At 76.2% G+C, this 13,723-nt stretch carries 17 protein-coding genes; 10 read left to right on the top strand and 7 right to left on the bottom strand.

Features of this window, described 5'->3' with window-relative positions; translation table 11 throughout:
• The first annotated feature begins 4 nt into the window (after positions 1-4).
• The 7 genes from ATJ88_RS04515 to ATJ88_RS04485 are packed head-to-tail and all read left to right on the top strand — an operon-like array spanning position 5 to position 5,636.
• Complete coding sequence (locus ATJ88_RS04515) at positions 5-307, top strand: urease subunit gamma (protein ID WP_098462793.1); 303 nt, start codon at positions 5-7, stop codon at positions 305-307.
• A gap of 8 nt (positions 308-315) precedes the next feature.
• Entirely contained in the window at positions 316-681 is a 366-nt protein-coding gene (gene ureB / locus ATJ88_RS04510) for an urease subunit beta (RefSeq protein WP_098462792.1), read from the top strand.
• Positions 681-2,384 carry an urease subunit alpha gene (locus ATJ88_RS04505; RefSeq protein WP_211287463.1) on the top strand — a complete coding sequence of 568 codons (1,704 nt, stop codon included), beginning with the start codon at positions 681-683 and terminating at the stop codon, positions 2,382-2,384. Before ureB ends, ATJ88_RS04505 begins: the two co-directional genes overlap by 1 nt.
• A gap of 8 nt (positions 2,385-2,392) precedes the next feature.
• Complete coding sequence (locus tag ATJ88_RS04500; RefSeq protein WP_098462791.1) at positions 2,393-3,091, top strand: urease accessory protein UreF; 699 nt, start codon at positions 2,393-2,395, stop codon at positions 3,089-3,091.
• Positions 3,084-3,833, top strand: coding sequence for an urease accessory protein UreG (gene ureG, locus ATJ88_RS04495; RefSeq protein WP_098462790.1), 750 nt, complete (start codon positions 3,084-3,086; stop codon positions 3,831-3,833). Before ATJ88_RS04500 ends, ureG begins: the two co-directional genes overlap by 8 nt.
• A gap of 10 nt (positions 3,834-3,843) precedes the next feature.
• Positions 3,844-4,614 carry an urease accessory protein UreD gene (locus ATJ88_RS04490; protein WP_211287462.1) on the top strand — a complete coding sequence of 257 codons (771 nt, stop codon included), beginning with the start codon at positions 3,844-3,846 and terminating at the stop codon, positions 4,612-4,614.
• Positions 4,611-5,636 carry a HoxN/HupN/NixA family nickel/cobalt transporter gene (locus ATJ88_RS04485; RefSeq protein ID WP_170023515.1) on the top strand — a complete coding sequence of 342 codons (1,026 nt, stop codon included), beginning with the start codon at positions 4,611-4,613 and terminating at the stop codon, positions 5,634-5,636. Before ATJ88_RS04490 ends, ATJ88_RS04485 begins: the two co-directional genes overlap by 4 nt.
• Here the strand turns inward: ATJ88_RS04485 and ATJ88_RS04480 are convergent.
• Positions 5,550-5,954, bottom strand: coding sequence for a MarR family transcriptional regulator (locus ATJ88_RS04480; protein ID WP_098462788.1), 405 nt, complete (start codon positions 5,952-5,954; stop codon positions 5,550-5,552). The two genes, ATJ88_RS04485 and ATJ88_RS04480, sit on opposite strands and share 87 nt — an antisense overlap.
• 119 nt (positions 5,955-6,073) lie before the next feature.
• Here ATJ88_RS04480 and ATJ88_RS04475 point away from each other — a divergent pair, with 119 nt between their 5' ends.
• Complete coding sequence (locus ATJ88_RS04475) at positions 6,074-7,117, top strand: substrate-binding domain-containing protein (protein ID WP_211287461.1); 1,044 nt, start codon at positions 6,074-6,076, stop codon at positions 7,115-7,117.
• 53 nt (positions 7,118-7,170) lie between these two features.
• Entirely contained in the window at positions 7,171-7,809 is a 639-nt protein-coding gene (locus ATJ88_RS04470; RefSeq protein ID WP_245852115.1) for a malonic semialdehyde reductase, read from the top strand.
• A 211-nt stretch (positions 7,810-8,020) separates the two neighbouring features.
• Here ATJ88_RS04470 and ATJ88_RS04465 read toward each other — a convergent pair whose 3' ends face one another.
• The 6 genes from ATJ88_RS04465 to ATJ88_RS04440 form a co-directional block, all read right to left on the bottom strand.
• Positions 8,021-8,887 carry a sulfurtransferase gene (locus ATJ88_RS04465; RefSeq protein WP_098462785.1) on the bottom strand — a complete coding sequence of 289 codons (867 nt, stop codon included), beginning with the start codon at positions 8,885-8,887 and terminating at the stop codon, positions 8,021-8,023.
• Positions 8,884-9,405 carry a ribosomal protein S18-alanine N-acetyltransferase gene (gene rimI / locus ATJ88_RS04460; protein ID WP_098462784.1) on the bottom strand — a complete coding sequence of 174 codons (522 nt, stop codon included), beginning with the start codon at positions 9,403-9,405 and terminating at the stop codon, positions 8,884-8,886. The genes ATJ88_RS04465 and rimI overlap by 4 nt, the downstream gene beginning before the upstream one ends.
• Entirely contained in the window at positions 9,402-10,133 is a 732-nt protein-coding gene (gene tsaB / locus ATJ88_RS04455) for a tRNA (adenosine(37)-N6)-threonylcarbamoyltransferase complex dimerization subunit type 1 TsaB (protein ID WP_098462783.1), read from the bottom strand. Before tsaB ends, rimI begins: the two co-directional genes overlap by 4 nt.
• A 145-nt stretch (positions 10,134-10,278) precedes the next feature.
• Positions 10,279-10,806, bottom strand: coding sequence for a tRNA (adenosine(37)-N6)-threonylcarbamoyltransferase complex ATPase subunit type 1 TsaE (gene tsaE, locus ATJ88_RS04450; RefSeq protein ID WP_098462782.1), 528 nt, complete (start codon positions 10,804-10,806; stop codon positions 10,279-10,281).
• Positions 10,803-12,023, bottom strand: coding sequence for an alanine racemase (alr, locus tag ATJ88_RS04445; protein WP_425432699.1), 1,221 nt, complete (start codon positions 12,021-12,023; stop codon positions 10,803-10,805). The genes tsaE and alr overlap by 4 nt, the downstream gene beginning before the upstream one ends.
• 4 nt (positions 12,024-12,027) lie before the next feature.
• Entirely contained in the window at positions 12,028-13,020 is a 993-nt protein-coding gene (locus ATJ88_RS04440) for a pseudouridine synthase (RefSeq protein WP_098462780.1), read from the bottom strand.
• A 101-nt stretch (positions 13,021-13,121) separates the two neighbouring features.
• Between ATJ88_RS04440 and ATJ88_RS04435 the strand changes: the two genes are divergently transcribed.
• Positions 13,122-13,721: a TlpA family protein disulfide reductase gene (locus ATJ88_RS04435; protein WP_098462779.1), complete on the top strand. Its 600-nt coding sequence runs from the start codon at positions 13,122-13,124 to the stop codon at positions 13,719-13,721.
• Positions 13,722-13,723: the final 2 nt, after the last annotated feature.

Raw genomic sequence — 13,723 nt, 5'->3', positions numbered from 1 at the left:
CGTCGTGCACCTGACCCCCGCCGACACCGAGAAGCTGCTGCTGGCCGTCGCCGGGATGGTGGCGCGCGACCGGCTCGCCCGCGGTGTGCGCCTCAACCACCCCGAGGCCGTCGCGCTGCTGTCCTGCTGGGTGCTGGAGCGCGCCCGCGACGGCGCCGACGTCGCGACGCTCATGCGGACCGGCCGCGACGTGCTCGCCCGCGACCAGGTCATGGACGGCGTCGCCGACATGCTCGCCGACGTCCAGGTCGAGGCCACCTTCCCCGACGGCCGCAAGCTCGTCACCCTGCACCACCCGATCCAGTAGGAGGTCCCGTGCCCAGCACGTCGTCGTCCGGTCCGGGAGCGGTGCGCACCGCCGCCGGCCGGATCGAGCTCAACGTCCGTCCGCCGCACGAGCGGCGCCGGCTCGTCGTCGTCAACACCGGCGACCGGCCCGTGCAGGTGGGGTCCCACCTGCACCTGCCGGACGCCAACCCGGCCCTGGAGATGGACCGCGGGCGCGCCCACGGGTTCCGGCTCGACATCCCCGCCGGCACCTCGCAGCGGTTCGAGCCGGGCGCCAGCCGGGAGGTGGACGTCGTGACGCTGCGCGGGGCCCGCCGCGTGCCGGGCCTGCAGCGCGGCAGGACGGACGGCGGCGAGCTGGGTCCCGTCGCGACCGAGGGCGAGGCCCGCTGATGGTGCGGGTCGACCGTGCGCGCTACGCCGCGCTGTACGGACCGACCGTCGGCGACCAGGTCCGGCTCGGCGACACCGACCTGTGGATCGAGGTCACGCAGGACTACACCGTCGGCGGCGAGGAGGCCGTGTTCGGCGGCGGGAAGTCGATCCGCGAGTCGATGGCGCAGTCGACGCGCACCCGCGCCGAGGGCGCCCTCGACACGGTGATCACGAACGTCGTCGTGCTCGACTGGTGGGGGATCGTGCGCGCCGACGTCGGCCTGCGCGACGGCCGGATCGTCGCGCTCGGCCGGTCGGGCAACCCGGACGTCGCCGACGGCGTGCACCCGGACCTCGTCATCGGGCCGTCGACGGACGTCATCTCGGGCGAGGGCCGCATCCTCACCGCGGGCGGGTTCGACCCGCACGTCCACCTGCTCTCCCCGTCGGCGCTGCACGAGGCGCTCGCCACCGGCATCACGACGATCGCGGGCGGCGGCACCGGACCGTCGGAGGGCTCCAAGGCGACCACGGTGACGCCCGGCGCGTGGCACCTGCGCCAGGTGCTGCGGGCGCTGGACGACGTCCCGCTCAACGTGCTCCTGCTCGGCAAGGGCAACACCGTCAGCGCGGGGTCCCTGGCCGAGCAGGCGCTCGCGGGCGCGGCCGGCTACAAGGTGCACGAGGACTGGGGCTCGACCCCGGCCGCCCTGGACGCCGCGCTGACGGCCGCCGACGAGTGGGGCCTGCAGGTGGCGCTCCACTCCGACTCCCTCAACGAGACGGGCTTCGTGGGCTCGACGGTCGACGCGATCGCGGGCCGGTCGATCCACGCGTTCCACGTCGAGGGCGCGGGCGGCGGGCACTCCCCCGACATCCTCACGGTCGCGGGGCTGCCGCACGTCATCCCCGGCTCGACCAACCCGACGCTCCCCCACACCGTGAACACGGTGGCCGAGCACCTCGACATGCTCATGGTCTGCCACCACCTCAACCCGGCCGTGCCGGAGGACCTCGCGTTCGCCGAGTCGCGGATCCGTGCGACGACGATCGCCGCCGAGGACGTGCTGCACGACATGGGGGCCATCTCCATCACGTCGTCGGACGCGCAGGCGATGGGCCGGATCGGTGAGGTCGTGACCCGCACCTGGCAGGTCGCGCACGTGATGAAGCACCGCCGCGGGTCGCTGGGCGGCGCGGAGCCCGCGGACAACGAACGGGCCCGCCGCTACGTCGCGAAGTACACGATCAACCCGGCGATCGGGCACGGCGTCGACGCCGAGATCGGGTCGGTCGAGCCGGGCAAGCTCGCCGACCTCGTGCTGTGGGACCCGCGCTTCTTCGGGGTGCGGCCCGACGTCGTCCTCAAGGGCGGCGTCATCGCGTGGGCGGCGCTCGGCGACCCCAACGCGTCCATCCCGACGCCGCAGCCCGTGCTGATGCGGCCCGCGTTCGGCGACGCCGTCGCCGCGGACACGTCCCTCGCGTTCGTCGCGCCCGCCGCGATCGAGGACGGCCTGGCGGGACGCCTCGGCCTGCGCCGCCGGCTCGCGCCCGTCGCCCCGACCCGCGACGTCGGCAAGGCGGACATGCGCAACAACGACGCCCTGCCGCACATCGAGGTCCGCCCGGACACCTTCGAGATCCGCGTCGACGGGGAGCTCGTGGAGCCCGCCCCGGCCGTGCGGCTGCCGCTGGCCCAGCTCTACTCGATGTTCTAGGGCGGCCCATGACCTCACCGCACGCCCTCTCGGTCGCCATGCTCCTGGCGGACGCCCGCCTGCCCGGCGGCGGGCACGCGCACTCCGCGAGCCTCGAGCCGGCGCTGCTCGGCGGCCTGCCCGAGCGCGACGTGCCCGCCTGGATGATCGGCCGCGCGACGACCGTGAGCCTCGTCGAGGCGGGCACCGCCGTCGTCGCCGCGAAGGTCCTGGCCACGGCCGAGCCGGCCGCGGTGCCCCCGATCGGTGCCGTCGTCGCCGCGTGGGCGGCGCGGACGCCGGCCCCCGCCCTGCGCGACGCCGCCCGGCTGCTGGGGCGCGGCTACCTGCGGGTGGCGCGCACCCTGTGGCCCGCCGCGCCGGCGGTGCGCGCGCTCGTCGCCCACGAGGCGGCGCACGGCCCCCTGCCGCGCGCCGTCGTGCTGGGAGGCGTGGCCGCCGCGACCGGCCTGCCCCCGGCCGACGTCGTCCGGCTCACCGTCTACGACGACGCCCAGACCGCGGCGTCGGCGTTCCTCAAGCTCGCGCCCTGCGACCCCCTCGTGCCCGCACGGTGGGTCCTGGACGCGTGCGCCGCCGCCGAGGAGCTCGTGCCCCTCGTCGCGGCGTGCACCACCCCGGAGGACGTCCCCGCCTCCGGCGCCCCGCAGACCGAAGGCTGGGCGCAGGCCCACGCCCTGACGAACCAGAGGTTGTTCCGTGCCTGACACCATCGAGAACACGACCCGCGCCCTGCGCCTCGGCATCGCCGGACCCGTCGGGGTCGGCAAGTCGTCCCTCATCGCCACCCTGTGCCGCGCGCTGGCCGACGAGCTCGCGCTCGGCGTCATCACCAACGACATCTACACCGACGAGGACGCCCGGTTCCTGCGCTCCGAGGGCGTGCTCGACCCGGACCGGATCCGTGCCGTCGAGACGGGCGCCTGCCCCCACACCGCGATCCGCGACGACGTCACCGCGAACCTCCTGGCCGCCGAGGACCTCGAACGCGACTTCGCGCCGCTGGACCTCGTCGTCATCGAGTCCGGCGGGGACAACCTCACCGCCACGTTCTCCCCCGCCCTGGTGGACGCGCAGGTCTTCGTGCTCGACGTCGCCGGCGGCGGCGACGTCGCCCGCAAGGGCGGGCCCGGCATCGGCCGCGCCGACCTGCTCGTCGTCAACAAGACCGACCTCGCCCCGCACGTCGGCGTGGACGTCGACCGGATGGTCGCCGACGCGTCGGCCGCGCGTGACGGACGCGCCGTCGTGGCGCTCTCCCGCACCGACCCGGCGTCCGTCGCCGAGCTGCGCGGCTGGGTGCTCGGGGTGCTGGCCACGTTCCGGGCCGGGCAGCACGTCGCCCAGGACCCCGGACCCATGGCCCCGCACTTCCACGCCGACGACACCGCGCCCGGCGGCGGATACGTCCACGACCACGCCGGCGGCGCCCCGGCGCACACCCACTGAGGACGCCGCCGTGCTGCGCCCGACGAGCGCCCCCGCCCGGACGTCCGTGCACGTCCGGGCGGCCGCCGCGCCCGGCGCCCCCGTGCGCGTCACCACCGTCGACGGCCTGCTCGCCGCCCGCCGGGTGTCCCACGGCCCCGCCGTCGCCACGGTCGCGCTCGTCGCGCAGGGTGCCCTCCTGCTCGGCGGCGACCACGTCGTCGTGACGGTCGACGTCGACGACGGCCTGGCCCTGGCGCTCCTCGACGTCGGCGGGACCGTCGCCTACGACGGCGACGGGCTGGGCTGCCGGTGGGACGTCCACGTGCGGCTCGGGGTGGGCGCGAGCCTGGACTGGGCCGGGCTCCCGCTCGTCGTCGCCACCGGCGCCGACGTCACCCGGACCACCACCGTGCACCTCGCCGCCGGGTCGCGCCTGCACCTGCGCGAGACCACGGTGCTCGGCCGCAGCGGGGAGCACGGCGGCCACGTCGTCGTGCGCAGCGTCGTGCACGACGACGACGGGCCGCTGCTCGTCGAGGAGCTCGCCGCCGACGGCGCCCGCCCCGTGCCCGGCGTGCTGGGAACCCATCGCGTCCTGGACACCGTCGCCGACCTGCACGGCACCCCCACCGACGAGGAACCGGCACCGCCCCGGTCCACCCTGCACGACCCCGACGTCGCCACGCTCCACCTGGAGCGCGGCGGCACCCTCGTGCGATGGCTCGGCACGGCCACGCACGTCAGCCCCCTGGACCGCCCGGCACCCGACCCGGCGACCCGCCACCCGGAGGAAGCATGACCACCGCCACGCCCACCACGCACCGCTCGGTCACCGTCCCCGTCGTCGTCGGCCTGCACGTCGCGGCGCTCGCGGCGCTCGCCGCGACGTTCCTCGCCGGCGGGGCCGGAGCCCTCACGTGGGCGACCGCGCTCACCGCCTACGGGCTCGGGCTGCGCCACGCCTTCGACCCCGACCACATCGCCGCCATCGACAACACCACCCGACGGCTCGTGCGCACCGGCCGCGACCCGCACGGCGTCGGGCTGTGGTTCTCCCTCGGGCACTCGACGGTCGTCGTGGTGTCCGCCGCGCTGCTCGCCGTCGGGGTCGCCGCGCTCGCCGGGATGATGGACGACGACGGCTCCCTCCTGCGGCGCGTCACCGGGCTCTGGGGCCCGCTGGTGGCCAGCACGTTCCTGCTCGTCCTCGGCACGATCAACGTGGTGCTGCTGCGGCGCGCGCTGCGCACCCGCCGCGCCGTCGGCGACCGGACCAGCGCCGTGCGGGTGGGCGGGCCCGTCAGCTGGGCGCTGCGGCGCTTCGAGTGGGCGACCGACCGGCCCCGCCGCATGTACGGCGTCGGCCTGCTGTTCGGCCTCGGGTTCGACACCGCGACGTCCGTCGGGCTGCTCGCCACCGCCACCGCCGTCACCCTGGAGCAGCAGAGCTGGGTCGCGGCCGTCCCCCTCGCCCTGCTGTTCGCGTCGGGCATGTCCCTGCTCGACTCCGCGCAGGGCTCCGTCGCGCGCCGCGTCTACGCCGGCGCGCCCGGCGCCACCGGTGGCCGCCCCGGGACCGGCTACGACGTCGTCGTCACCGGGGCGTCGGCGCTCGCCGCGTTCGGCATCGCCGTCCTCACGCTCGTGCAGACCCTCGCGGAGTCCTGGTCCCCCGCCGCCGGACTGCCCGGGGCGGCCGCCGACCTCGACCCGTACGGGTTCGTCCTGACGGGCCTACTGGTCGTCGTCTGGGGCGTCGGCGTGCTCGTGCTGCGCCGCCAGTCTCGTGGTGAGCCGGGCCAGGACGTCGCGGCCGCGTGAGGACAGGTAGACGCGGATGACGCGTCGGTCCACACCGTCCACCTCGCGGTAGACCAGCGCCCGCGTCACCAGGGCGTCGACCCGCCGGCCCAGCGTCGCCTTGTCGACCAGCAGGGACTCGCGCAACTGGGACATCGTCAGGCCGTCCTCGTCGCCGAGGACGTCCAGGATCATCCACTCGTCCAGCGACGCACCCTCGCGCGCCAGCACGGCCGACGCGTCGCGGGAGGCGCGTCGCGCGGCCAGCACCGTCTCGCGGAGCATCGCGACGGCGACGGCGCCCGACACGTCGTGCGCGGGAGTGCTGCGCGTGGCCATCCGTCTCACCTGCCAGTCCGGTCCGTCGTCACCCTCGTCCTCGCTCGTAGACTACCCGCCAACGCAGGCCCGAGCCCGTGAGCGGGCGCCACCCACGGCGAGGCACGATGTCGGAATTCGTGGTCGGAACGCTGTTGCACTTTCAGGGACCCGGCGGGATCTACGGCCCCTCCTGCCAGGCCGTCACCGAGCTCGCGGTCGCCGAGCTCAACGCCACCGGCGGCATCCTGGGTCGACCCGTGCGCGCCGAGCTGCTGGACGCCGGCCAGCCCCGCGCCGCGCTCCGCACCCAGCTCGCGCGCGCCCTCGACGCCGGTCGCCTCCACGCGCTCACCGGCTGGCACACCTCCGCTGTGCGCAACGCCGTCGTCCCCCTCGTCCAGCGGCGGGTGCCCTACGTCTACCCCGCCGCCTACGAGGGCGCCGAGACCCGCCCCGGCCTGTACGTCACCGGCGAGGTGCCGTCCGCGCAGCTCTTCCCCGCCGTCGCGCGGCTGCGCGCCGAGGCCGGGACGTGCCGCTGGTACGTCGTCGGGGACGACTACGCGTGGCCCCGCCGCACCGCGCAGGTGCTCGCCGCCCAGCTCACCTCCCTCGGTGTGCAGTTCGTGGGCGCCCGGTTCCTGCCCGAGCAGGGCCCCACCGCCGTCCAGCTCGCGCAGGTCCTCGCCGAGATCGAGTCCTCCGGCGCCCAGGGCGTGCTCGTGCTGATGGTCGGGCAGAACGGGGTCCGGTTCAACCGCGCGTTCGCGCGCCGCGGCCTGCACGAGCGCGTCGTGCGGCTGAGCACGCTCATGGAGGAGAACATGCTCATGGGCAGCGGGGCCGCCGCCACCGCGAACCTGTTCTCCACCGGCGGCTGGTTCCGCAGCCTCGCCACCGGCGAGGCCCTCGACCTCGTCGGCCGGTACCTGTCGCACCACGGGCACGGCGCGCCCGCCGTCGGCGCCGCCGCCGAGGCCTGCTACGAGGGGATCTTCGCCCTGCGCACCATCGTCGAGCGGGCCGGCAGCCCCGCCGTCGCCGCGACCGACCGCAGCGTGGACGGCCTGGCCTACGAGGGGCCGCGCGGTCGGATGGAGTTCCGCGGCAACCACGCCGAGCACCGCCTCTACCTGGCGCGCGCCGACGGGTTCGACTTCGACCTCGTCGGGGAGCTCTGAGCCCCGCGGGGCGTGTGTCCGACACCACATGCCCGGCGGGAAGATCCACTTGCATGGAAGTCGTTGCCCGGGGCATGACCGAGACCCTCACCACCACCCCGCTGGCCATCGCCGACGAGGTCGCGGACCACCTGTTCCGCACCGCCCGCACGGCCCAGCAGTTCACGGACGAGCCCGTGACCGACGCCCAGCTCGAGGCCGCGTGGGACCTCGCCAAGTACGGCCCCACCGCGATGAACTCGCTGCCGCTGCGCGTGCTGGTCGTCCGCTCCGACGACGCCAAGGAGCGCCTCGCCCGCCACATGGCCGACGGCAACGCCGACCGCGTCCGCCAGGCGCCCGTCTCGCTCGTGCTCGCCGCCGACCCGGCGTTCCACCAGCACCTCGACACCCTGTTCCCCGCCGTGCCCGGCGTGAAGGACAACCTGGACGGCGCCGCCGAGGTCCGTGAGGGCATGGCCCGCAAGAGCGCCCTCATCCAGGCCGGCTACCTCGTCGTCGGCCTGCGCGCCGCCGGCCTCGCCGCCGGCCCCATGGACGGCATGGACTTCGACGCCACCGACGCCGAGTTCTTCGCCGAGTCCGGCTGGAAGTCGCTCCTCGTCGTGCGCGTCGGCCACGTCGAGGGGGAGGGCACCGCGTACCCGCGCTTCCCGCGCCTCGGCTACGACCAGGTCACCGCGACCGTCTGACGCCGGGCAGTCCGACCGTGGTGTCGGGGCGTGCCGGTCGCGAGACGTCCGCTCGGCCGCTCGTTCCTCGCGGCCTCCTGCCAGGCCCAGCCAGTCTCGCGACCGGCACACCCCGACACCACGCCACGCGGGCGATCGTCCACGCCCGCTCCGTCGCCGACGAGACGCACAACGCCGACCGGCCGAGGACGACGGCACCGGACGGCCGGGCCTAGCCCGTCGCGACCGGGCGGCTCGGGTCGTTCGACCACTGCGACCAGGAGCCCGGATAGAGGGCGGCCCGCACGCCGACGCACTCGAGGGCCGCGACCTGGTGCGCGGCGGTGACGCCGGACCCGCAGTAGACGCCCACCGGCGCGCCGTCGGTCGCGCCGAGCGCGGCGAAGCGGCGCTCCAGGTCCTCGGTCGGCAGGAACGTGCCGTCGGCGGCGAGGTTGCCGCCCGTCGGCGCGGACACCGCGCCCGGGACGTGCCCGGCCTGCGGGTCGACGGGCTCCACCTCGCCGCGGTACCGCTCGGCGGCGCGGGCGTCGAGGAGCACGCCGTCGTCCGCGAGGTCCGCGGCGTCGTCGGCGTCGAGCACCGGCATCCGGCCGGGGTGCACGTGCAGGTTCCCCGGGGCGCGCTGCGTGCTGCCCGTCTCCAGCGGGAACCCTGCCCGCTCCCACGCCGCGAGGCCGCCGTCGAGCAGGTGCACGGCGGGGTGGCCGAACCAGCGCAGCAGCCACCAGGCGCGCGCCGCCGACGTGCCGCCGACCGCGTCGTAGACGACGACCCGCGAGTCGTCCGACACGCCCCAGCGTCGCGCCGCCGCCTGGAACTCCGACGCGGACGGCAGGGGGTGCCGCCCCTCGGCGGCGGACGGCGTGGCCGCGAGCTCGGACTCCAGGTCGACGAACACCGCGCCGGGCAGATGGCCCGCCTCGTACCGGTCCCGACCGTCGGTGCGGCCCAGCTCCCACCGGACGTCGAGCAGCACCGGCGCGCCGCCGACCGGGTCCTCCAGGCCGCCGAGCTGAAGGTCGGCGGCCAGCGTCGTGACGTCCACCAGCACGTGGGAACGCAGGTCGTCCGTCATGCCGCGTCCCCCTCGCCGGGACGGGCCGCGGACGCCGCGAGGTCGAGGCGCATCGTGTACGCGTCCTTGTCCTCCGGCTGGTAGTAGCGCTTGCGCACCCCGAGCCGCTCGAAGCCGATCTCCTCGTACAGCGCGATCGCCCGGTCGTTGTCCACCGCGACCTCCAGGAACACGGCCTGCGCCCGCAGCTCGCGCGACCGGTCCACCAGCGCCCGCAGCAGCGTGCGGCCCACGCCGCGTCGCTGCACCTCGCGGGCCGTGCCGATCGTCATGACCTGCGTGACCTCGCCGTCGAACCACAGGCCCGCGTACCCGACCACCGGTCGGCGCCCCGCGCCGTGGCGGCCGTCGTCCGCCTCCGCGACCACGTACCAGCGCCCGTAGCCCGCGAGCTCGTCCGCGAGCATCCCGTACGTCCACGCGCCGGCGCCGAACAGCTCGCGCTCCAGCTCCAGCACCCGGTCGAAGTCCCCGGACTCGAGCGGGCGCAGCCGCACCGGCAGCGGGTCGTCGGTCACGCCGTCGCCTCCGACGCCCGCTTCGCCGCTCCCGGCACCTGGACGTCCGGGCGGCGCAGGTACAGCGGCTCCGTGGGGAGGTCCTCCCCCGCCGCGCGGCGCGCCAGCGCGAGCCGCGCCAGCACGGTCGCGTCCGGCACCGTCGGGGCGTCCTCGTCGGCGGGCAGGTGCTCCGGGTAGAGCACGGCACCCTCGCCGACGACGGCGAGCCGCGCGCCGTCCTCGGCCGGGGCGTCCAGGTGCGCGGCGGCGACGTCCGCCGCCTTGCCGACGTCCAGGCCGCGCAGCCGGTCCACCACGGGCACGCCGTGCGGTCCCTCGTGCGCGACGACGCGGTAGCGGGCCCAGTAGACCTCCTTGCGCCGCGCGTCCGTCGCGACGAGCACCTCGTCGCCCGGGTCGAGACCCAGGTCCGCGACGGCCTGCGCGGCGAGCGCGTCCACGCTCGGCACACCGAGGACGTCGACGCCGAGCGCGAGGGCGAGCGTGCGCGCCGTGACCAGACCGACCCGCAGGCCGGTGAACGGCGCGGGCCCCGTGCCGCCGACGACGGCCGTGAGGTCGGTGCGCGTCAGCCCGGCGTCGACGAGCACCTGCTCGACCATCGGGGCGAGGGACTCGGCGTGCCGGCGTCGCTCGTCGGCGCTGCGGGCGGCGAGCCGCCCACCGTCGTCGTCGACCAGGGAGACCGTCACGGCTGCAGAGGTGTCGAGTGCGAGAACTGCCACGGGACCAGCCTACGGCGACGGACCGCCGTCGCCCGCGCACCGGCTCGCGCCACCCTGCGCCGGCTCGCGCCCCCGTGCGCTGACTCGCGACTCGGCGCAGGCTCCCGCGACCCGGCGCAGGCTCCCGCGAGTCGGTGCGGGGTGGTCAGGCGGAGGCCGCGAGCAGCGACGACAGGTCGACGCCGGCCCAGCGGTCGCCGACGGCGCGCACGGTGGCCCGTCGGGTCCCGGCCTCGGGGTTCTCGGTGTCGACGTCGCCGCCGCGGGGGCGCTGCAGGTCGATCTCGAGGCGGTCGTCGGTGAGCGCCTCGGCGAGGCCGCGCCCCCACTCCACGACGGTGACGGACTCGTCCAGGGAGGAGTCGAGGTCGAGGGCGTCGAGCTCGTCGAGGCTGCCGAGGCGGTAGGCGTCGACGTGCACGAGCGCGGGACCGCGGGTGCCGTCCGCGCGCGGCAGCGGCGGGTGCTCGCGCGCGACGATGAAGGTGGGCGAGGCGACCTGCCCGCGCACGCCGAGGGCGGCGCCGAGGCCCTGCGTGAGGGTGGTCTTGCCCGCGCCGAGGTCGCCGGTGAGGATGACGAGGTCGCCGGCGCGCAGCACGCCCGCGAGGGCGGCGCCGAGCGCCCGGGTGGTGTCGGCCTCGGGCAGGTCGAGGTGCAGGACGTCGCTCACGCGTGGTCTCCTTCGCTGACGTGGACCCGGGGCACGCGGGAGCCCAGCCGGGTGACGATCTCGTAGCTGATGGTGCCGGCGGCGTCGGCCCAGTCCTGCGCGTTCGGCAGGTCGCCGCCGTGCGCGAGGCCGTCGGAGCCGCCGAAGAGGGTGACGACGTCCCCGGCCCGCTCGGCGGCGTCGGGGCCGAGGTCGACGACGAGCTGGTCCATGCAGACGCGCCCGGCGACGCGCAGGACGCGAGCGTCCGCACCGGTGCCGACGGCGACGGGGCCGCCCGGTCCGGCGGTGCCGCCGGACGCGTGCCGCGGGACGCCGTCACCGTAGCCGAGGGGCACGAGCCCCACGGTGGTGTCCTGCGTCGTGGTGTAGAGGTGACCGTAGGACACGCCCTCGCCGGCGGGGACCTGCTTGACCTGCGCGAGCCGCGCCTGGAGCGTCATGGCGGGGCGCAGCCCGTACCGTCCGGGCGGGCCGAGCAGGGGGCCGGGCGAGAACCCGTAGACGGAGATCCCGGGTCGCACGAGGTCGAGGTGCAGGTCGGGCCGGGTGAGGGTCGCGGCGGAGTTCGCGAGGTGCCGCACCGCGGGCCGCAGCCCGGCGTCGTGCAGGACGTCGGTCGCGACCTTGAACGCGTCCGCCTGGCGGTCGATCGACGGGTGACCGGGCTCGTCGGCGCACGCCAGGTGGGAGAACAGTCCGACGACCTGCACATCCCCGGCGGCCTCGAGCGCGGCGAGCCGTCGGGCGACGTCACCCAGCGCCGTCGGGGTGACGCCGTTGCGGGACAGCCCGGTGTCCACCTTGACGTGCACGCGCGCGGGCCGACCGGCCGCGCGGGCACCGGCGGCGACCTCGTCCACCGCCCAGGGTGCGGCGACGGCCACGTCGACGTCGGCGGCGACCAGCGCGGCGAACGGCGCCCCGGGGGCGAGGAGCCACACGAGGACGGGCACGTCGACGTCGGGCAGCCCGGCCCGCAGCGCGAGAGCCTCCTCCGCCGTCGCGACACCCAGCCAGGTCGCGCCGCCCGCGAGCGCCGCCCGCGCGACGGGAAGCATGCCGTGCCCGTACCCGTCGGCCTTGACGACGGCCATGACGGCGGCCGTCGGGGCGTGCCCGCGCAGGGCGCGCACGTTGGCGGTGACGGTGTCGAGGTCCACGACGGCGCGCGAGGTGGTGCCGTCGGCGAAGGCGGGGAGGGTCACGGCTGCGATTCTCTCACCCGTGCGAGGGCCAGGCGGCGAGCCGCCGCCCGGAGGTGAAGGTGCGAGGGCGTCCGGTGAGCGGGTCGTCGAACGTCAGGGAGCGGGCCAGGAGCTGCAGGGGCACGCCGTCCGGCCCGACGTCGTCGGTGTCGTCGCGCAGCACGGGCCAGAAAGGGTCGCCGAGGATCGGCAGACCGAGGGACGCGAGGTGGAGGCGCAGCTGGTGGGTCTTGCCGGTGCGGGGCGTGAGCCGGTAGAGGCCGAGCCCGCGGGGGTCGTCGCGGGCGACGAGCTCGATCCGGGACTCGGCGTTGGGCTCGCCGGGCACCTCCTGGGCGCGCACCACGCCCCGCTCCTTGACGATGCGGGACCGCACGGTGCGCGGGAACCCGTCGTCGGGCGCGGGCAGGGGCGCGACGGCCTCGTACACCTTGGTGGCGCGCCGCTCCTGGAACAGGGTCTGGTAGGCGCCGCGCACCTGCGGCCGCACCGTGAGCACGAGGACGCCCGCGGTGGGTCGGTCCAGGCGGTGCGCGGGCACGAGGTCGGGCAGGTCGAGGGTGCGGCGCAGGTGCACGAGGAGGGTCTGGGTCACCCAGCGGCCCCGCGGGGTCGTGGCCACCAGGTGCGGCTTGTCGACGACGAGGAGGTCGTCGTCACGGTGCAGCACGCGGACGTCCGCGAGCGCCTCGACGGTCGGCTCGTCGGCGGGCGGGTCGCGGTGGAGGTAGAGGAAGCCGCGCGGCTCGTACGGCGTCGTCGCGGTCACGGGCGTCCCGTCCCCGGTGACGACGTCCCCCGCGGCGACCTTCTCGCGCAGGCGTGGGCCGTCGTCGGGGAACCGTGCCAGCAGCCACCCGAGCGCCGTCGGGTGGGCGGCGACCGTCGCCTCGTCGTGCGGCAGCACCAGTCGCGTCGGGTTGAGGCCGTCCCGCACGGGCAGCGGCGGGACGTGCGGTGCCGGGCCGGGGCGGCGGGACGGTCGTGCGGGGGACGGCGTGGGCACGCAGCCATTGTCGCCCGACGGTCGGGGCGGCCCCCTCCCGGACGACACTGTCCGCCTCGGAGGGCTTGTCCCGGCAGCCCCGACCTGCACAGACTGGGTCCATGCGTACCGCCCGACGGAGCCGCGCCGTCGCGGCCACCGCCCTCGTCCTGCTCCTGACGACCGGTTGCGCCGGGACCACGGACGACGCCGACGCGCGGCCCGACGCCGCCACGACCGCTCCCGCGGACGCACCCGCCGAGGACATGGCGCCCGGCGGCGGGGCGACGCCCGGCACGACCGACGACGTACCCCCCGTCGCGGCGGTCTACGACTTCACCGCCACGACCCTCGACGGGGCGACCCTCGAGGGCGCGGACCTCGCCGGCACGCCGACCGTGCTGTGGTTCTGGGCGCCCTGGTGCCCCACGTGCCGCGCGCAGATCCCCACCGTGTCCGCGCTCGGCACCGACCACGGTGACGCCGTCGACGTCGTCGCCGTCGGAGGCCTGGACGACGCCGACGCGATCGCGGACCTCGCCGCGATCATCGGCGGCGTCACGCACGTCGTGGACGACGCCGGCGAGGTGTGGCGGCACTTCGGGGTGACGGCGCAGAGCACGTACGTCGTCCTGGACGCCGACGGCGAGATCGTGGCCGAGGGCGCGCTGTCCGACGCGGAGATCACCGACGTCACGGCCGACCTCGCCGCCCAGGGGTGACC

The sequence above is a fragment of the Isoptericola jiangsuensis genome (assembly GCF_002563715.1).
Lineage (GTDB): Bacteria > Actinomycetota > Actinomycetes > Actinomycetales > Cellulomonadaceae > Isoptericola > Isoptericola jiangsuensis.
This window is presented reverse-complemented; position numbering and strand designations above follow the sequence as displayed.

Coding starts and splice junctions, on each gene's coding strand:
- ATJ88_RS04470 (WP_245852115.1), top strand. CDS start 7,171: ATGGAAGTCGTTGCCCGGGGCATGACCGAGACCCTCACCACCACCCCG.
- ATJ88_RS04500 (WP_098462791.1), top strand. CDS start 2,393: ATGACCTCACCGCACGCCCTCTCGGTCGCCATGCTCCTGGCGGACGCC.
- ATJ88_RS04480 (WP_098462788.1), bottom strand. CDS start 5,954: ATGGCCACGCGCAGCACTCCCGCGCACGACGTGTCGGGCGCCGTCGCC.
- ATJ88_RS04485 (WP_170023515.1), top strand. CDS start 4,611: ATGACCACCGCCACGCCCACCACGCACCGCTCGGTCACCGTCCCCGTC.
- ATJ88_RS04435 (WP_098462779.1), top strand. CDS start 13,122: ATGCGTACCGCCCGACGGAGCCGCGCCGTCGCGGCCACCGCCCTCGTC.
- ATJ88_RS04465 (WP_098462785.1), bottom strand. CDS start 8,887: ATGACGGACGACCTGCGTTCCCACGTGCTGGTGGACGTCACGACGCTG.
- ATJ88_RS04505 (WP_211287463.1), top strand. CDS start 681: ATGGTGCGGGTCGACCGTGCGCGCTACGCCGCGCTGTACGGACCGACC.